Source organism: Streptomyces sp. DH24, from assembly GCF_029813775.1.
In the GTDB taxonomy this organism is placed as follows: Bacteria; Actinomycetota; Actinomycetes; order Streptomycetales; family Streptomycetaceae; genus Streptomyces.
Map to the genome: position 1 here is coordinate 79,037 of NZ_JARVKW010000012.1, position 12,946 is coordinate 91,982.

General features: G+C 71.1%; 22 protein-coding genes. All 22 read right to left on the reverse strand.

From position 1 onward, the window contains the following. Positions 1 to 129 precede the first annotated feature (129 nt). The 22 genes from QC282_RS12460 to QC282_RS12565 all read right to left on the reverse strand — a co-directional run bounded on the left by QC282_RS12460 (position 130) and on the right by QC282_RS12565 (position 12,897). Positions 130 to 567: an AAA family ATPase gene (locus QC282_RS12460; protein ID WP_279549358.1), complete on the reverse strand. Its 438-nt coding sequence runs from the start codon at positions 565 to 567 to the stop codon at positions 130 to 132. 94 nt (positions 568 to 661) lie between these two features. Beyond that, positions 662 to 856, reverse strand: coding sequence for a hypothetical protein (locus QC282_RS12465; protein WP_279549359.1), 195 nt, complete (start codon positions 854 to 856; stop codon positions 662 to 664). Positions 857 to 862: 6 nt separating this feature from the next. Continuing rightward, the gene (locus QC282_RS12470; protein WP_279549360.1) at positions 863 to 1,243 is read right to left on the reverse strand and encodes a hypothetical protein; all 381 of its coding nucleotides are present in this window, start codon (positions 1,241 to 1,243) and stop codon (positions 863 to 865) included. Between the two features lies 1 nt (position 1,244). Then, positions 1,245 to 1,529: an HNH endonuclease gene (locus QC282_RS12475; RefSeq protein WP_279549361.1), complete on the reverse strand. Its 285-nt coding sequence runs from the start codon at positions 1,527 to 1,529 to the stop codon at positions 1,245 to 1,247. A 16-nt stretch (positions 1,530 to 1,545) separates the two neighbouring features. Next, positions 1,546 to 1,953 carry a hypothetical protein gene (locus QC282_RS12480; protein ID WP_279549362.1) on the reverse strand — a complete coding sequence of 136 codons (408 nt, stop codon included), beginning with the start codon at positions 1,951 to 1,953 and terminating at the stop codon, positions 1,546 to 1,548. A gap of 191 nt (positions 1,954 to 2,144) precedes the next feature. After that, entirely contained in the window at positions 2,145 to 2,345 is a 201-nt protein-coding gene (locus QC282_RS12485; protein ID WP_279549363.1) for a hypothetical protein, read from the reverse strand. Positions 2,346 to 2,528: 183 nt separating this feature from the next. After that, positions 2,529 to 4,649 (reverse strand): FtsK/SpoIIIE domain-containing protein, encoded by a 2,121-nt coding sequence (locus QC282_RS12490; protein ID WP_279549364.1) that lies wholly within the window; start codon positions 4,647 to 4,649, stop codon positions 2,529 to 2,531. A gap of 86 nt (positions 4,650 to 4,735) precedes the next feature. Then, entirely contained in the window at positions 4,736 to 4,909 is a 174-nt protein-coding gene (locus QC282_RS12495; protein ID WP_279549365.1) for a hypothetical protein, read from the reverse strand. Between the two features lie 119 nt (positions 4,910 to 5,028). Further along, complete coding sequence (locus QC282_RS12500; protein WP_279549366.1) at positions 5,029 to 5,406, reverse strand: RNase adapter RapZ; 378 nt, start codon at positions 5,404 to 5,406, stop codon at positions 5,029 to 5,031. Between the two features lie 86 nt (positions 5,407 to 5,492). After that, positions 5,493 to 5,705 carry a hypothetical protein gene (locus QC282_RS12505; RefSeq protein ID WP_279549367.1) on the reverse strand — a complete coding sequence of 71 codons (213 nt, stop codon included), beginning with the start codon at positions 5,703 to 5,705 and terminating at the stop codon, positions 5,493 to 5,495. Between the two features lie 87 nt (positions 5,706 to 5,792). Next, positions 5,793 to 6,005: a hypothetical protein gene (locus QC282_RS12510; protein ID WP_279549368.1), complete on the reverse strand. Its 213-nt coding sequence runs from the start codon at positions 6,003 to 6,005 to the stop codon at positions 5,793 to 5,795. A gap of 2 nt (positions 6,006 to 6,007) precedes the next feature. Next, positions 6,008 to 6,313 (reverse strand): hypothetical protein, encoded by a 306-nt coding sequence (locus QC282_RS12515; protein ID WP_279549369.1) that lies wholly within the window; start codon positions 6,311 to 6,313, stop codon positions 6,008 to 6,010. Then, complete coding sequence (locus tag QC282_RS12520) at positions 6,310 to 7,428, reverse strand: conjugal transfer protein (protein WP_279549370.1); 1,119 nt, start codon at positions 7,426 to 7,428, stop codon at positions 6,310 to 6,312. Before QC282_RS12520 ends, QC282_RS12515 begins: the two co-directional genes overlap by 4 nt. Then, a complete protein-coding gene (locus QC282_RS12525; RefSeq protein ID WP_279549371.1) occupies positions 7,425 to 7,748 on the reverse strand; it encodes a hypothetical protein in 324 nt (107 codons plus the stop codon). Before QC282_RS12525 ends, QC282_RS12520 begins: the two co-directional genes overlap by 4 nt. Next, positions 7,745 to 8,113, reverse strand: a complete 369-nt coding sequence (locus QC282_RS12530) for a hypothetical protein (protein WP_279549372.1) — start codon at positions 8,111 to 8,113, stop codon at positions 7,745 to 7,747. The genes QC282_RS12525 and QC282_RS12530 overlap by 4 nt, the downstream gene beginning before the upstream one ends. Further along, a complete protein-coding gene (locus tag QC282_RS12535) occupies positions 8,110 to 8,757 on the reverse strand; it encodes a GGDEF domain-containing protein (protein ID WP_279549373.1) in 648 nt (215 codons plus the stop codon). The genes QC282_RS12530 and QC282_RS12535 overlap by 4 nt, the downstream gene beginning before the upstream one ends. Continuing rightward, complete coding sequence (locus QC282_RS12540) at positions 8,754 to 8,915, reverse strand: hypothetical protein (RefSeq protein WP_279549374.1); 162 nt, start codon at positions 8,913 to 8,915, stop codon at positions 8,754 to 8,756. Before QC282_RS12540 ends, QC282_RS12535 begins: the two co-directional genes overlap by 4 nt. Before the next feature lie 125 nt (positions 8,916 to 9,040). Beyond that, complete coding sequence (locus QC282_RS12545; RefSeq protein WP_279549375.1) at positions 9,041 to 9,253, reverse strand: hypothetical protein; 213 nt, start codon at positions 9,251 to 9,253, stop codon at positions 9,041 to 9,043. 32 nt (positions 9,254 to 9,285) lie between these two features. Next, positions 9,286 to 9,912 carry a hypothetical protein gene (locus QC282_RS12550; protein ID WP_279549376.1) on the reverse strand — a complete coding sequence of 209 codons (627 nt, stop codon included), beginning with the start codon at positions 9,910 to 9,912 and terminating at the stop codon, positions 9,286 to 9,288. Between the two features lie 9 nt (positions 9,913 to 9,921). After that, entirely contained in the window at positions 9,922 to 10,443 is a 522-nt protein-coding gene (locus tag QC282_RS12555; protein WP_279549377.1) for a single-stranded DNA-binding protein, read from the reverse strand. Positions 10,444 to 10,516: 73 nt separating this feature from the next. Further along, positions 10,517 to 11,155: a hypothetical protein gene (locus QC282_RS12560; RefSeq protein ID WP_279549378.1), complete on the reverse strand. Its 639-nt coding sequence runs from the start codon at positions 11,153 to 11,155 to the stop codon at positions 10,517 to 10,519. Between the two features lie 182 nt (positions 11,156 to 11,337). Beyond that, positions 11,338 to 12,897: a YfjI family protein gene (locus tag QC282_RS12565; RefSeq protein ID WP_279549379.1), complete on the reverse strand. Its 1,560-nt coding sequence runs from the start codon at positions 12,895 to 12,897 to the stop codon at positions 11,338 to 11,340. Positions 12,898 to 12,946 lie beyond the last annotated feature (49 nt).

Genomic DNA, 12,946 nt, shown 5'->3' on the forward strand with positions numbered 1-12,946 from the left:
AAATCGCTGACGTTCGCTTCGCCGGATTAGGACTTGGAAAACGGCCGCGCAAAAAATCGGGCGACAAGGGCGTTTGGGTCGCCCGGTCTGGCCCTGAAGTTTTGATCCACTCTCTCCGCTCGGCTGCGTTCACCAGGCACGCGAGGCTTGGGGCATCGCTCCGTGTGACGTTTCCGGTCGCTGTCGGTACCAGCGGGTGGCGACCCTGCGCATGTCGGGGTCGCGCATGGCGTCGATGCGCTGCATGACGATGTCGCGGCCGGGGTCGACGGTGACGATGCGTGCCTCCAGGCTCTTGTATTTCGCGAGCGCTTTGCGGCTGGGCATGGTGTGGATCAGGTAGACGTCGACCTTGTCACGCAGTGCGAACGCTTCGTCCATCGCTGCGTAGCGCGCGCGGTGTGCGACGCGGAGCTGGTTCGGGTCCTGGTTCCAGGTGGGGGCGCCGGGCCCGGACAGGGCGCGGGTGATCAGGTCGAGGTCGATGACGATGTCACGCGCTGTTGCGTGCGACTGGATCCACGACGACTTGCCTGCGGCCGGCGGGCCGGTCACGACGTACAGCACGGCCGCTTCTCCGCGGGCGGGGGCGGTGGCGGGTTCGCGGGGGTGCGTCCTGGGGTGCGGGTGGTCTTCTGTCCTGCTGGCTGCTGCGGCATGGTCACCTCCTGCGTGTGCGGCACCAGGCGTGCCCGCAGTCGATCAGGTCGGGGTCCATGCGCTCGTCGGTGAAGCTGGCGGGCGGTGCGCTGGGTTCCATGCCGAGCTGGCGTTCCAGCCGGGCTGTCACGGCGTGTGAGGCGCGGTCGTGGGTGGGGCAACGGCGGGCGATGCGGTGCAGCAGGTCGGACAGCACGGGGCGTCACCTCGCTGTCGGTGGCAGCTCTGAGGCGATGCGGGCTTCGTGGGTAGCCAGGTGCTCGCGGGCCTGGCTGAGGTCGAAGTGGAGGCGCACGACCGTGCGTGAGTCGTGGCGGACGCGCACGGGGATGAGAAGGGGCTCGTCGCAGTCGGGGCATGTCGTGAGCGCCGTGGCCAAGTCGGGCCCCATGGTCACCTCCTCGTTGTCGGGTCGCTGCTTGGCCCGGAGGGTTGACGGCACGTCCGCCATCGCGGTGCGCGGCTGGTCGACCTGCACGAAGTTGGCGAGGACTGCTGCCCACAACTGCCGTGCCTCTTGGGCGTCATCACAGCTGTTGATATGGCAGGTGCCGCAGACGTTGCACTGTGGCGGCCAGGCCATGTCACCACCTCCGTGATGCTCGCTGTGGTGCTGCCTTGGGCGGTGCGGTGGTGCGGTTGCCGCGGCTGCTGTTGCAGCGGCGGTGCGCGGCGCGGGCGTTGGCCTTGTCGAGCAGGCTGCCGCCGCGGGAGAGCGGCTGTTCGTGATCGAGGGTGAAGCTGAGCGGGTGCCGGGCGTCGAGGCTGTAGCCGATGTCGTGGCCGCAGATCCAGCAGGGCAGGCGTTGGGCGCGGAGCCAGTCGACCAGGCGGCGGTAGGGGCGCCCGTTGCGGGGGTTGCCGGCCACGGGCGCCTCCAGGTGGTCAGTACTCGCCGTTGGCCCGCAGTTCGTCCTGCACGGTGGCCAGGTGCTCGGGGCAGTAGGCGCGTACTCCTACGACGAGCAGTTCGTTCGCGTCCGGCTTGGCGGTGCCCCAGTCCATGCCGATGGGGTAGAGGTCGCCGCCGCTCATGTCGAACATCCACTGCACGCTGTGGCCGGCCTCGAGGGCTTCGCACCACTGCGGGGGGTATGCCTCGAGTTCGTCGGTGCGCGGTGTGCCGTTGAAGGTGATGTTGCGGGCCGCGGTGAGGTACCGGGTCTCTTTGCTGACGGTGACGGTGGTGGACGGGCTGGGCTTCGCGGCGGCCTTGCCACCGTCGCTGCTGCTGCAGGCGGTGAGGGTGGCGAGCAGTAAGGCGCCGGCAGTGATGGTGGTGCGGGTGCGCATGGTCCCCCCATGACGTGGTGTGTGGGGGTTCAGCGTGCCGTGCGCGAGCTGGGTGTGTGGGCGTCGTGGCCGTGTCGTGACATGGCGAAGCCCCGGCTGGGGGGACCGAGCCGGGGCTTCGCTATGCGTCTGTGGTGCCGTCTGCGGGCACATCTGTACACCGAGATCGTTGCACTCGGTCTGACCTGCGGTCAAGCGGCGGCGCGTCCGGTGCGCTTGGCGGCGAGGGCGGCGACGTCGCTGGCGGCGTACCAGGGCTGGCGGGGGCTGCCGCCGGAGCGGGTGAGCTGGCCGCGGTGGACGATGCTGCGGAGGCCGGCCAGGGTGACGCCGAGGACGCGGGCGGTCTGGTGCGCGGTGAGGTGGCCGGGCCGTAGGTTCTGCTGCTCCATGGGCTCCATGATGCCTCGGGGAGGGAGGCCGGGCGGGGGAAGCGAAGGGCCCGGATCCTGGAGATCCGGGCCTCTTGGCGGGCGCCTCCCTCGCCTCCCTCTGCGGACGTTTGTGCAGGTCACGCTTGGGGAGTCTGGTCGGGGAACCGGTCGGGGAGAACTCCCCGGTCCGCTTCGCCTCCCTCAGTCGTCTTCGGTCTCGGCGAGGCGGTCGAGGATGGCGTCCTGGACGCGGTCGCGGGAGACCATCGACTTGCCGCCGCTCTTGTACTGCTCGGCGTTGTACGGCTCCAGAGCGGCTTTGAGGTCGGTCGGGCCCCACTCGCGGTAGGCGTCGGGCCAGCGCTCGGCGAGCCGGTGCAGGACTTCCTGGGTGAGCATGCGCGGCTCGTCGCCGAGGACGGCGGCGACGTCCGCGAGCGGGTCGAACGTCTGCTGCTGGGACTCGGCGCCGGGCTCCACGCCGTCGCGCAGGGCCAGGGCGCGCTCCACGACCGGGGTGACCTCGTCGACGCCCTTCTCCGGCTCCCGGGCGACGTAGTGGGAGCGGATGACCTCGAACGGCTTGTTGGTGAAGCCGACGGTGACGGCGGTGCCGACGTCCTCGCCGGGGATGAGGGTGGTGGCGGTGATGCCGGCCTTGTGGCGGCCGGAGCCGAGGAGGCCGTCGTTGGCGACGTGGTCGCCGACGGCGAACGCGACGCGGTGCGACGTGTTGCGGGTGACGTCGCGCGGGAGGCTGTCGGCGGTCGGGGAGACGGTGACCCAGATCAGGGTGATGGCGACCTTGCGGGCCTTCTTCATGACCTTGATGGCCAGTTCGGCGGCTTCCTTGCCGTACTCCTTGTGCATGAACAGCTCGTGGCACTCGTCGAAGACGACGACCTTGGGCCGCATCCGCGGGTCGCGCAGCGCCATCTCGCGGGTGACCTTGGTGGCGTCGCCGCCGAGTTCTTCCAGGAGCTTGCCGCGGGCGGTGACCTCGTCGCGCAGGTTGCGCAGGGCCTTCAGGGCAGCCTCGATGTCCTCGTCGTCGTCGCCCTTGATCAGGGTGCGCAGGCGGGGCTTGAGCGGGTCGTAGTCGACGTTGTAAGCCATGACGTAGGCCTCGACGATGACGAGCGGGTCGAGGATCGCGCCGAGCAGCAGGGCGATGACCAGGCTCGACTTGCCGGAGCCCATGATGCCGCCGACCATCCAGTTGGAGGCCATCAGCTGGCCGATGATGGGCTCACCGCGCTGGGACACGGCGACGGGCACGCCCTTGAAGTAGTCGGTGGTGCCCTCGGTGAGTAGCGGCCACGGCGGTACGGCACCGGACAGGGAGCCCTGGTCGGCTACCCACAGGTCGAGGACGCCGGGCTGCTTGGGGGGTTCGGTGGGCCACACCTCGACGGGCTTGCGCAGCAGGTTGTGCGCCAGGACGGTCTTCTTGGCGGCGATCATCTCGACGGGGACGGCCATGGGGAGCTGCAGCTGGGTGTGCCAGCCGTTGCCGGACCGGGTGGTCGGGGACACCCAGCGGGGCTGCCAGCCGTCCTTGATGGCGCGGTTGAGCGGGGCGATGCCGAGGTTGCCGAGGGCCTTGATGATGGCGCCCTCGTCGGGGACGACGTCGCGGTCCTCGGCGTCCGCCGGCAGGGCCCAGGTGGGGGCGGTGTGCTGCTTGCGGCCGACGGCCCAGACGCCGGCGAGGGCGAGCACGGGCAGGGAGTACAGCAGGGGCTCCCACACGACTCCGGCGATGAACGCGGCCCATCCGACCAGTTCGATCGTCGCGTTGAGCGGGGTGAGGACGTCGCTGACGTCGTGGTTGGCCCAGGCGAGCATGACGCCCAGGAGCAGCAGGACCCCGGCGCCGGCCGCGGTGCCGGTGGCGATGGCTTTCGGGGCGTTCACCGCCATCTGCAGCAGTTCGACGCGGCGGCGGTGGCGGGCGAACCGGTAGGCGTAGGCGCGCTGTTCCCACTGGCGGACCAGTTCCTCGTTTCCGGCGGCCTCGGCGGCGCGCATCATCCGCTCGTGGCGGGCGGTGGTGCGCGCGTCCCAGGTGCGGCGGGCGAGGATGCGGGCCCCGCCGAGCGTGTAGGCGCCGTGGCGGACGAGTACGCGGTATCCGTCGTCTGCGCGGACTTGGACGACGATGCGGCGCAGGTGGTCGATGCGTACTCGCCGGCGGGTCCGTGCCGGTGCCGTCTCGGTGCCTGCGGGTACGGGCGCGGGGGCCGTACCCGGCTGCTCGGGTGGGGCGGGTACGGGTGTACTCGGGGCGTCGGTGGCGGCGGGCACTACGGTGTCCGTCACGATGGTTCCTCCGGTCGTTCTGTTGGGCGGTCGGAGCACGGGGCGGCCGGGTGTACCTGGCCGGGTACGGCCGCCCCGTGGCGTGCCTACTTCTTCTTGAGGGCCTCGCGGGCGAGGGCCTGCTCGCGGATCTGGTCGACGCGCTGTTCCAGACGGGCGGTGCCCTTGCCGCGGGCCTCACGCCGGGCGATGCGGGCGCCGAGGATGACGACCTTGGCGAGTTCGCCGAGGCTGTGCGGGTCTTTGTCGGTGAAGGCCACGGTTACTTCTCCTTCTTCTCGTGCTGGCGGGCCACCCTGTCGGCGGCCAACTGGCTGCCGCACCCGCCGGGCTGGTACGCAGATTCCGCGTGGCAGGTCCGGCGGGACGGAAGGGCAGGTCAGCGCTGTATGACGGGCTTGCTGAGGTCGCGGTGCTGAACGGTGACGCGGTGGCCGGCGGCGGTGAGCCGGTCGGCGAGGGCGCGGGCGACCGTGGGGGCTCGGTGTCGGCCGCCCGCGCAGCCGGAAGCGATGGTGACGGGTCCGGCGGACGGCCCGGCAGCAAAGGCCTCCACCGATGCCGCGACCGCGGTGACCAGCTGTCGGATACCGGGCGTTGCCAGGACGGCGGCCCGGACGGGTTCGTCATCGGCGGTCAGGTACCGCAGCTCCGGGGATACGTGCGGGTCCCGGAAGTGGTGCCGCAGGTCGACGGTCAGATGGGCCTCGGGCGGGGTGCCGTGCAGGTATCCGAAGCTGGTGATCGAAACGTTCATCAATGGCTGCCTCTCGGGTGGTGGGTTGGGGCTGTCCTGGCTCCCCTCACCGCCCGGCACGAGGTCCGGGCGGATCGGTCAGCCGGTCAGGCGTGCTTCGGCCGCCAGGTGCCGTTATTCAGGTCGTTCAGCTCGTCGAGGTGCTCGTCGACTGCGTCGGCCATCTGGCCGGCCATGCGGTACTGGCCGGTCGCCATCAGGTCGCGCTGCGCCGCGCGTGCCGTTTTGAGGTCCGCTTCGACCTCGGCCTTTACCTGGCTGGCGGGCTGTGACCTGAAGAAGTGACGGGAGGAAGACATGGGACTCCTTCGGTTGCGGGCCGGGCTGTCCGGCCCCACCGCCGCGACAGACCGACGGGGCGTCGGTCTGTCGGACGGAAGGGCAGGTCAGCGGCGGGGGTAGTCGTGGCCGGGAGGCGGGTACGACGCGCCGGGCGGTGGGACGGCCCCGCCGAGGACGGTCTCCTCGAACGCGTCGAGGGGTCCGCCGTCGACCGGGTCGCCGGTACGGGCGGCGTAGGCGTCCTCGACGCCCTGCAGGATGCGGCTGGTGCGGGCGTCGTCGTCAGCCGCGGTCTCGCGGCGGTTGAAGATGCCCATGGTCAGCGGCCCTTCTGCTGGGCGTCGCGCCACATGCTGCGCAGGACGAGGAGGCAGGCGGTGGCGCAGACGCCGCCGATGGCGATGGCGACGGCGAAGAGGGCGCCGACCAGGCCGATGGAGACGGTGACGCCGCCGATGACGAGCCACTTGGTGGCGTTGAACTCGGCACGGGCCGGCACGGTCGCGGGCTGCTGCTGGGCGGCGAGGATCTGCTGCGCGGCGAGCACGGCGGCGATCATCTCGACCTGGCGGGTGTTGTCCGCGGCCTCGACCGCCTCGCGGGCGGCCTTCTCCAGGTCGCTCATGCGTATCCGCCTTCCATCGGCTTGGCCGGCGGTGCCGGGTCGGCCTTCTTCGCGGCCCGGGACAGGGCGGTACGGACATAGGGCTCGGTGACGACCAGACGCCGGTGCCGGGCGACGTGCTCGGCGATCTCGCGGGCGGATGCGTCCGGGCCGAGGACGGATGCGGACTCGACGACAGCGGCCTCGACAGTGACGGGCTCCAGCGCTTTGACCTGCGGCGCATCAGCCGCATCAGGTCGATGCACCTCGTACTCCGCAGGGCGTTGTCCGAGGACCAGGGCGACGGCGACGGGGTCGACGGGCAGGCCGTAGGTGCCGAGCAGCGCGGCGAGCTCGGCGGGGGGCGCATCAGGTCGCGCATCGTGTGCGAGGCGGATCGCATCAGCGGGGTCCATCTCGGCGAACCGCTCGCGCAGGACCTCGGTGGCCGAGGACGCCCGGGGCCGCGCGGGCGGCTCCACGGCGGCGGCCGGGGCGGGGGCGCCGTACATGGATGCGAGGGCCGCATCAGCTCCGTCCCGGACGCGGACGCGCTGGACGTCGACCAGGCCGGTGCCGAGTTCGGTGTCGCCGACGCCCACGTGCTTGGCCAGGCTCCAGTACCGGCGGACGGCGATCCGCCGCTTCCAGGCTCCGGGGTGGCCGTCGGCGACGGCGCGGTGGAAGGCGAGCTGGCGGGCGGCGTCGGCGTTGCGGCGCATCACCTCGGCGTCCACGCCGGTGCGGTAGACGACGATGCTGCGGGCGATGAACGACAGGCCCTCGGCGGCGCCGGACATGGCCAGCGGGGTGACCGCGTACACCGCGGCCTCGCGGACGTCGCCGGCGATCGTGACGCCGATGCAGCTGGCGGACAGCGGGGCGAGCCACATGCCGGCGCGGACGACGGCCGGGGAGGCCATTCCGAGCATCGTCCGGCCCAGCATCACCATCGCCAGGATGAGGGTGAGACCCTCTCCGGCGGCGACGACGCCGGCGGCGGTGGCCTGCCGGTGGAACTCGGCGACTGCGTTGCTGTACGTGCCCCAGCCTCCGAAGACGCCGACGGCGACCATTGCGATGGCGGCCGCACCGAGGACGATGGCCTGGCCGCGAGTGAGTTCCCGGGTGCTCACTGGCCCTCCCCGGGGGTGACGGCCTCGGACCAGGTCTTGCCCTCGGCGAGTGCGGCGTTGGCCTGGTCGACGGTGACGTACCCGGTGACGGGGTGCTCGGCGAGGCGCTCGCGGAGGTACCGCGCGTACCAGGCCGGGCCCATGTCGGGTCCGGCGTCGAGGACGTTGCGCAGGGTGATCCGGGCGTGCACGGCGCGGGTGGCGAGCAGCCGGTCGTGTGCGGCGGCGCCGCCGGTCGTGGCCGGGTGCTGGAGGTCAATCGCCTCCAGCACGGCGGTGAGCAGGTCACGCACCGGCTCGGACAGATTGGGGGTGCTCACCGGTTCTCACCCCCGAGGACCGCTGCGAGTTCCTGGCCCAGCGCACGGAGCTGCTCGGCGGCCTGCACCAGGGCGTCCGCGAGCTGCTCGACCTCCTCGGGGGTGCGGGTGCCGGTGAAGTCACCGGTCTCGACGTACAGGCCGATGGTGCGGTCGACGCTGGAGAACGGGGACTGGGAGAGCATCGCGCGGAACAGTTCCTCGCCGCTCGGCGCGGTGATGGTGTGCTCGGGCCCGTAGTGGGTGATGTCGACCTTGTACTGGGCGCGGTCGTCGCCGTGGCCGGCGCACCAGTCGGGCTCGTCGATCTCCAGCGACTTGGTGACGAAGACGCTGACCTGGGCCGTGCGGGGCTCGGTGCTCACCGGGTCTCACCTGCCGTGGTGCCGGGGCGGCCGGAGCGGCGGCCACAGCTGGTGGCGTGGGCGGGGGCGGGGCCGTCGGCGATGCGCCAGCCTCCACCGCCGCGTTTGGCGTCGTACATGGCCTCGTCGGCCCGGCGGAGCGCTGCAGGCAGGGCGGGCGCGGGCAGGGGCGTGGCGATGTATGCGCCGATCGAGGCGCCGACGGTGAGGGCGCGGCCTTCGTGCCGGAACGGGGCGGTGACCGCGCCGTGCAGCCCGGCCAGCAGCCACGGCAGTGTCCCGGGGTCCGACCAGGGGACGACGGCGGTGAACTCGTCGCCGCCGAGCCGGGCGGCGAGGGCGCCGGGGTGGCCGTCGAGGACGTCGGTCAGGCTGGCGGCGGTGGCACGGATCGCCGTATCCCCGGCCGCGTGCCCGAAGGTGTCGTTCAGGGCCTTGAAGCCGTCCAGGTCGATCAGGAGTACGGCGTGCGAGCGGCGGGCGAGGGCGCGCTGTGCCTGCTGCTCGAACGCGGCGCGGGTGGGGAGCCCGGACAAGGGGTCGCGGCGTGCGGCGTGGAGGCGGCGGCGCAGGGTGTGGGTGTGCCAGGCCCATCCGGAGGCGAGGGGCGCGGCGGCGCTGAGCGCGGTGATGAGGGTGCTCATCGGATCACCGCCTTGGCGATGATCCCGGTGGCGCCGGCCGCGGTGACGCGCACGGTGAGGGTGCGGCCAGGGCTGCGGCGGATGATGCCCGCGGCGATGAGCCTGCGGGTGTGCCTGACCTGCGCGCACGACGGCGCGCTAGGGTTCTTCCTGTCCATTACGAGCCCAATCTCGTGGTGGGAAGTGCCGGGGCGGGGCGTGTCAGCGCTCCGGTGCGTAGGGGTCGGGCGGCGCGCGCGCCTCGGGTGTTCCACCACCCGGGAGCTGCCGTCCGGCCCCGCTTCTATTCGGTTGTCGAGTACTTCTTGATCGCGTCGTTGACGACGGTGTAGCTGCGGCCGAGCTCCTTGGCGACCTTGTAGGAGCTGCCGAGTTCGGCCTTGCCGTCGGCGAGCGCCTTACCGCGCCGCTTGAGCGCTTCGGCCAGTTGCGACTGGAGCTGTTCCACCAGCTCGTCCTCACGCCTGAACCGAACCCGCCAGGGTTCTTCGGTCACAGGGCGGAGACTATCACGGGGGGCCGTGATAGTCACGCGACCTCGTCGGACTGAAGGTGCCGCAGTGCGAGCCAATCTCGCGCCGTCTCATAGGTGTACGAGCACCAGCGGCACGTCACCCGGGTCTGCCCGGGCAGGCGGGACACGACTGCGCCGCAGACGACGCCCTCAGCGGTGATCGCCACGCACGTCCCCAGACGCTGCGGACGCGGCGCCGGGTCCCCGACGATCGTGCGGGCCGCCGACTCCAGGTCCCCCGCCTCACGGAACAGCTCCCCGGCCGCCGGATAGTGGTCAACAATCCACTCCAGCTCCATGGCCAGCCACCGGCAGTCCGCGGCCAGATCCGCCGGCGGGGGCGGCGGCGAGTGCTGCGGCCACCGCTCCCGCTGCACGTCCACCCGCCACAACCGCACCACCTCGGCCGCCCGAACCGAGTTCACCGTGTCGAGGACGTCTTCGTTGAGCGGCGAGCGAGGCCCGGCCGCGCCCCGGGTGGACACGATCTCGCCCCAGCCGTGGCCGCGCGGCACCAGGCACTCGGCGACCTCCGCGTACAGGACGGGCAGTTCACCCAGCCGCCTGGCCAGTTGGACCGTGTGCCGGCCGCACAAGTACCGGCTCGCGGTCACCTCACCGCACAGCTCACACGTGATCATCGTCTGCTCCTAGAAGGGCGGCTCGTCGCTGTACCCGGCGCCCTGCGCGGCGGGCTGCTGCTGGGCGGGCGGAGTGGTGCCCCAGCCGCCGCCTTGCTGCTGGCCGTTCGCGGGCCGGGCGCCGGCCCAGCCGTCAACCGTGGGCGTACCCCCACGGTTGCCACCACCGGTTGCCTTGGTGACCTTGGCGGTGGCGAAGGTCAGCGACGGGCCGACCTCGTCGGCGTCCAGCTCAAAGACCGTGCGCTTGATGCCTTCACGGTCCTCGTAGCTGCGCTGCTTGAGGCGGCCCTGGACGATGACGCGCATCCCGCGCTGCAGGGACTCGGCGACATGCTCGGCGGCCTGCCGCCACACCGAGCAGGTCAGGAAAAGGGCCTCGCCGTCCTCCCACTGGCTAGTCGTCTTGTTGAAGGTGCGCGGGGTGGACGCGATGCGGAACTTGGCGACTGCGGCGCCGGCCGGGGTGAAGCGGAGTTCGGGGTCGTCGACCAGGTTGCCGACGACGGTGACGGTGGTCTCGCCTGCCATTGCGGGCTCCTTCGTGGTGTGCTGGGTGGGAGGCCGGGCCCGATATCCGCGGGCCCGGCCGTGGCCATGCGGATCAGGCGGACTGCGCGGGCGCGGGCGGTTCCTCGCTGGGGTGGAACAGCCGCACGAAGCCCTCGTCCTGCGTGGGGTTACTGACGAACCCGTCCCGGTCAACGCAGGCCGGTTCCATGTCGCCGTCGTCCTTCACGTTCCAGGCGACGACGGTAAAGCTGAAGGTAGTGCCGTCGTCGTCGCGGTACTCGGCCATCCAGCCGCCCCCGGGCATGGTGGCGACGATTCGGGGCGCCCGGTCTTCCATCAGGCCAGCGAAGTTGCTGTAGCTGCTGGCGTCGACGAGGCGGCCGGTCTTCTCGTCGACGACGAGGGCGACCTTGTCGTCGTCCCAGGCGACGACGGGCTTGGTGGAGTGGTTGGTGGTGTCGGTGGCCTTGTTGTGGTGGCGGTAGCGGGCCACGTAGGCGGGGCGGTTGGCGGGGATCACTGGTTCTCCTTGGTGGTGTCGTCCGTGACCGTCTCGGGTCACGGTTCCGTCCGTCATGCGGGCGGAAGCTTGGTTGCGGAGGCGTTGGGCGTGCCGGTGGGCGAGGCCGCGCTGCCGGGCGGCGTTGAGAGCTGCGCGCCGACGCTTGGCCTCCTCGGCGCGGCGCCGGGCGGCGGCGATCTTTGCCGCGACGACGTCATCGACGTTCACGTGGGACTCTCCTGTCGGGTCCCGGCCGCCGGACTTTCCTCCATTAATTCCATGCGGCCGTACCGGTAAGGGGTGAGGGCGATAATGCTTGCGATGCACTCCGAGTTACTTTTTGGCTACTGATGGTAGTAATTAGTTGAAAAATGAGCTTTACGGGGGCCCTGGAACTAATCCAGGGCCCGTCACGCGGCACCCCGGGGCATGGAATTAATGGAAATAAGTCGGCTCCGATCGATGCCTGAGATGTCCGGATGGACCACGTAGCGAGGCTTCTGAGGGCGCCCACGCTGTCCTTCCTTGCGCTCCGGAGGGTCGATCTGCCGGAGCCACCCGGACCGCACCAGAACGTCCAGGGCGTCGTGAACGTCTGCCATCTCCGTGCACCAGCTCTGTCCGCGCACGCCCTTCTCGACGTCGCTCGCGGAGAACCGCCCCACGATCTGCTCGTCCGCCATCTTCCGGCGAAGCCAGTCCAGGACGGCTCGGGCCGGCCCGAGCTTCGACTGCCGCTCGGCAGACATCAAGTCGGATACGAGCCGGGCGTGCGCGATCAGGTACGGCACGAGGGACACCACGTCGTCCATCACGTCCCCGGGAACGGTCAGGGCCGACGGGTCCTCAAGGAGCGTCAGCACCGCGGCCAAGCGCAGGACCTGCCCGGGCAGCTTCTTCGCCCAGCCTTCGATGGCGGCGAGATCGCCGTGCGCCTTGTGCCGGGGTTCGAGGGCCTCCCAGAACGCCCGGAATGATGCGCGAGCGTGCGCGTCGAGGTCCATCTGCCGGTACTCGGTGTCGTCCCAGATCGCCGTCATCATCGCGGTGATGGCGGCGTGCCACGTCTGCCGCACCTGGCCCGGAATGGGGTCGGTGTCGTAAACGCGGTCGCCGACCCGGCTGACGGGCATGGAGAAGATGAAACGCGCCATGAGACCGCGGGCCTCGAAGACGTCGCCGGTCTCTCCCATGCCGGTCAGGAAGCCCGGCTGTACTGCCAGGCCGAGCGACAGGTTGGGGCGCTCCAGCAGCAGCGTGCGGCCGCTCTTGCGGTTGACGGCGTGGGGTTCGTGGCTCCACGCCTTGAGGACGATCTCGGGGTTGGCGTTCTTGGCGTACCGGCCGCCGACGTTGCCGAGGAACGAGCTTTCGGTGGAGAGCACGGCCAAGCGCTCGCCCTGCTCGGCGATGACGTCGGTGGCCGCTTCTGGGGTGGTGTCGTCGGCGATGAGCTGCGTGTACACCTTCGGTTCGCCGAGGGCCTCGAGTTCATCGCGGGCCAGGTCGAGGTCGACGCGCGCCTTCTTGCGTCCGTCCGCGTCCTTGGCCTTGATGACCTTGCTCTCCGCGTCAGACACGATCGACTCGGCGATGCGCCTGTCCTGCTGGTCCCGGGCGACAGCGACCTTGTCCTCTTCACGGCGCCGCTTCTGCTCGTCGTACACCGGCTTGGCCATGAGGCCGAGCGCTGGCGACTTCATCTCGCCGGGCGCGGCCACGGGCATCGTGTACAGGGTGACGGGCTCGACCCAGTCGGGTTTCGGGCTGACTGTGCGGCGGCCGCCGATCGCCGTGGAAGCGACGGCCATGCCCAGCCACGCGGGCAAGTCGACGGGCACCTGGAGGCTGTCCGCGACGGCCTGAGCCATCATCCCGACGCCGCGGAGCTTGGACGCGTCCAGCGGCGGCGCGGGCGGAGGCTCCAGCGGGATCGGCTCATCCCAGCCCTCTACGTCCTCCGGGTGCACGCCGCGATCCCACGATGGTGCCTCGACGTTGGGCGCCCAGTTCGGTCCC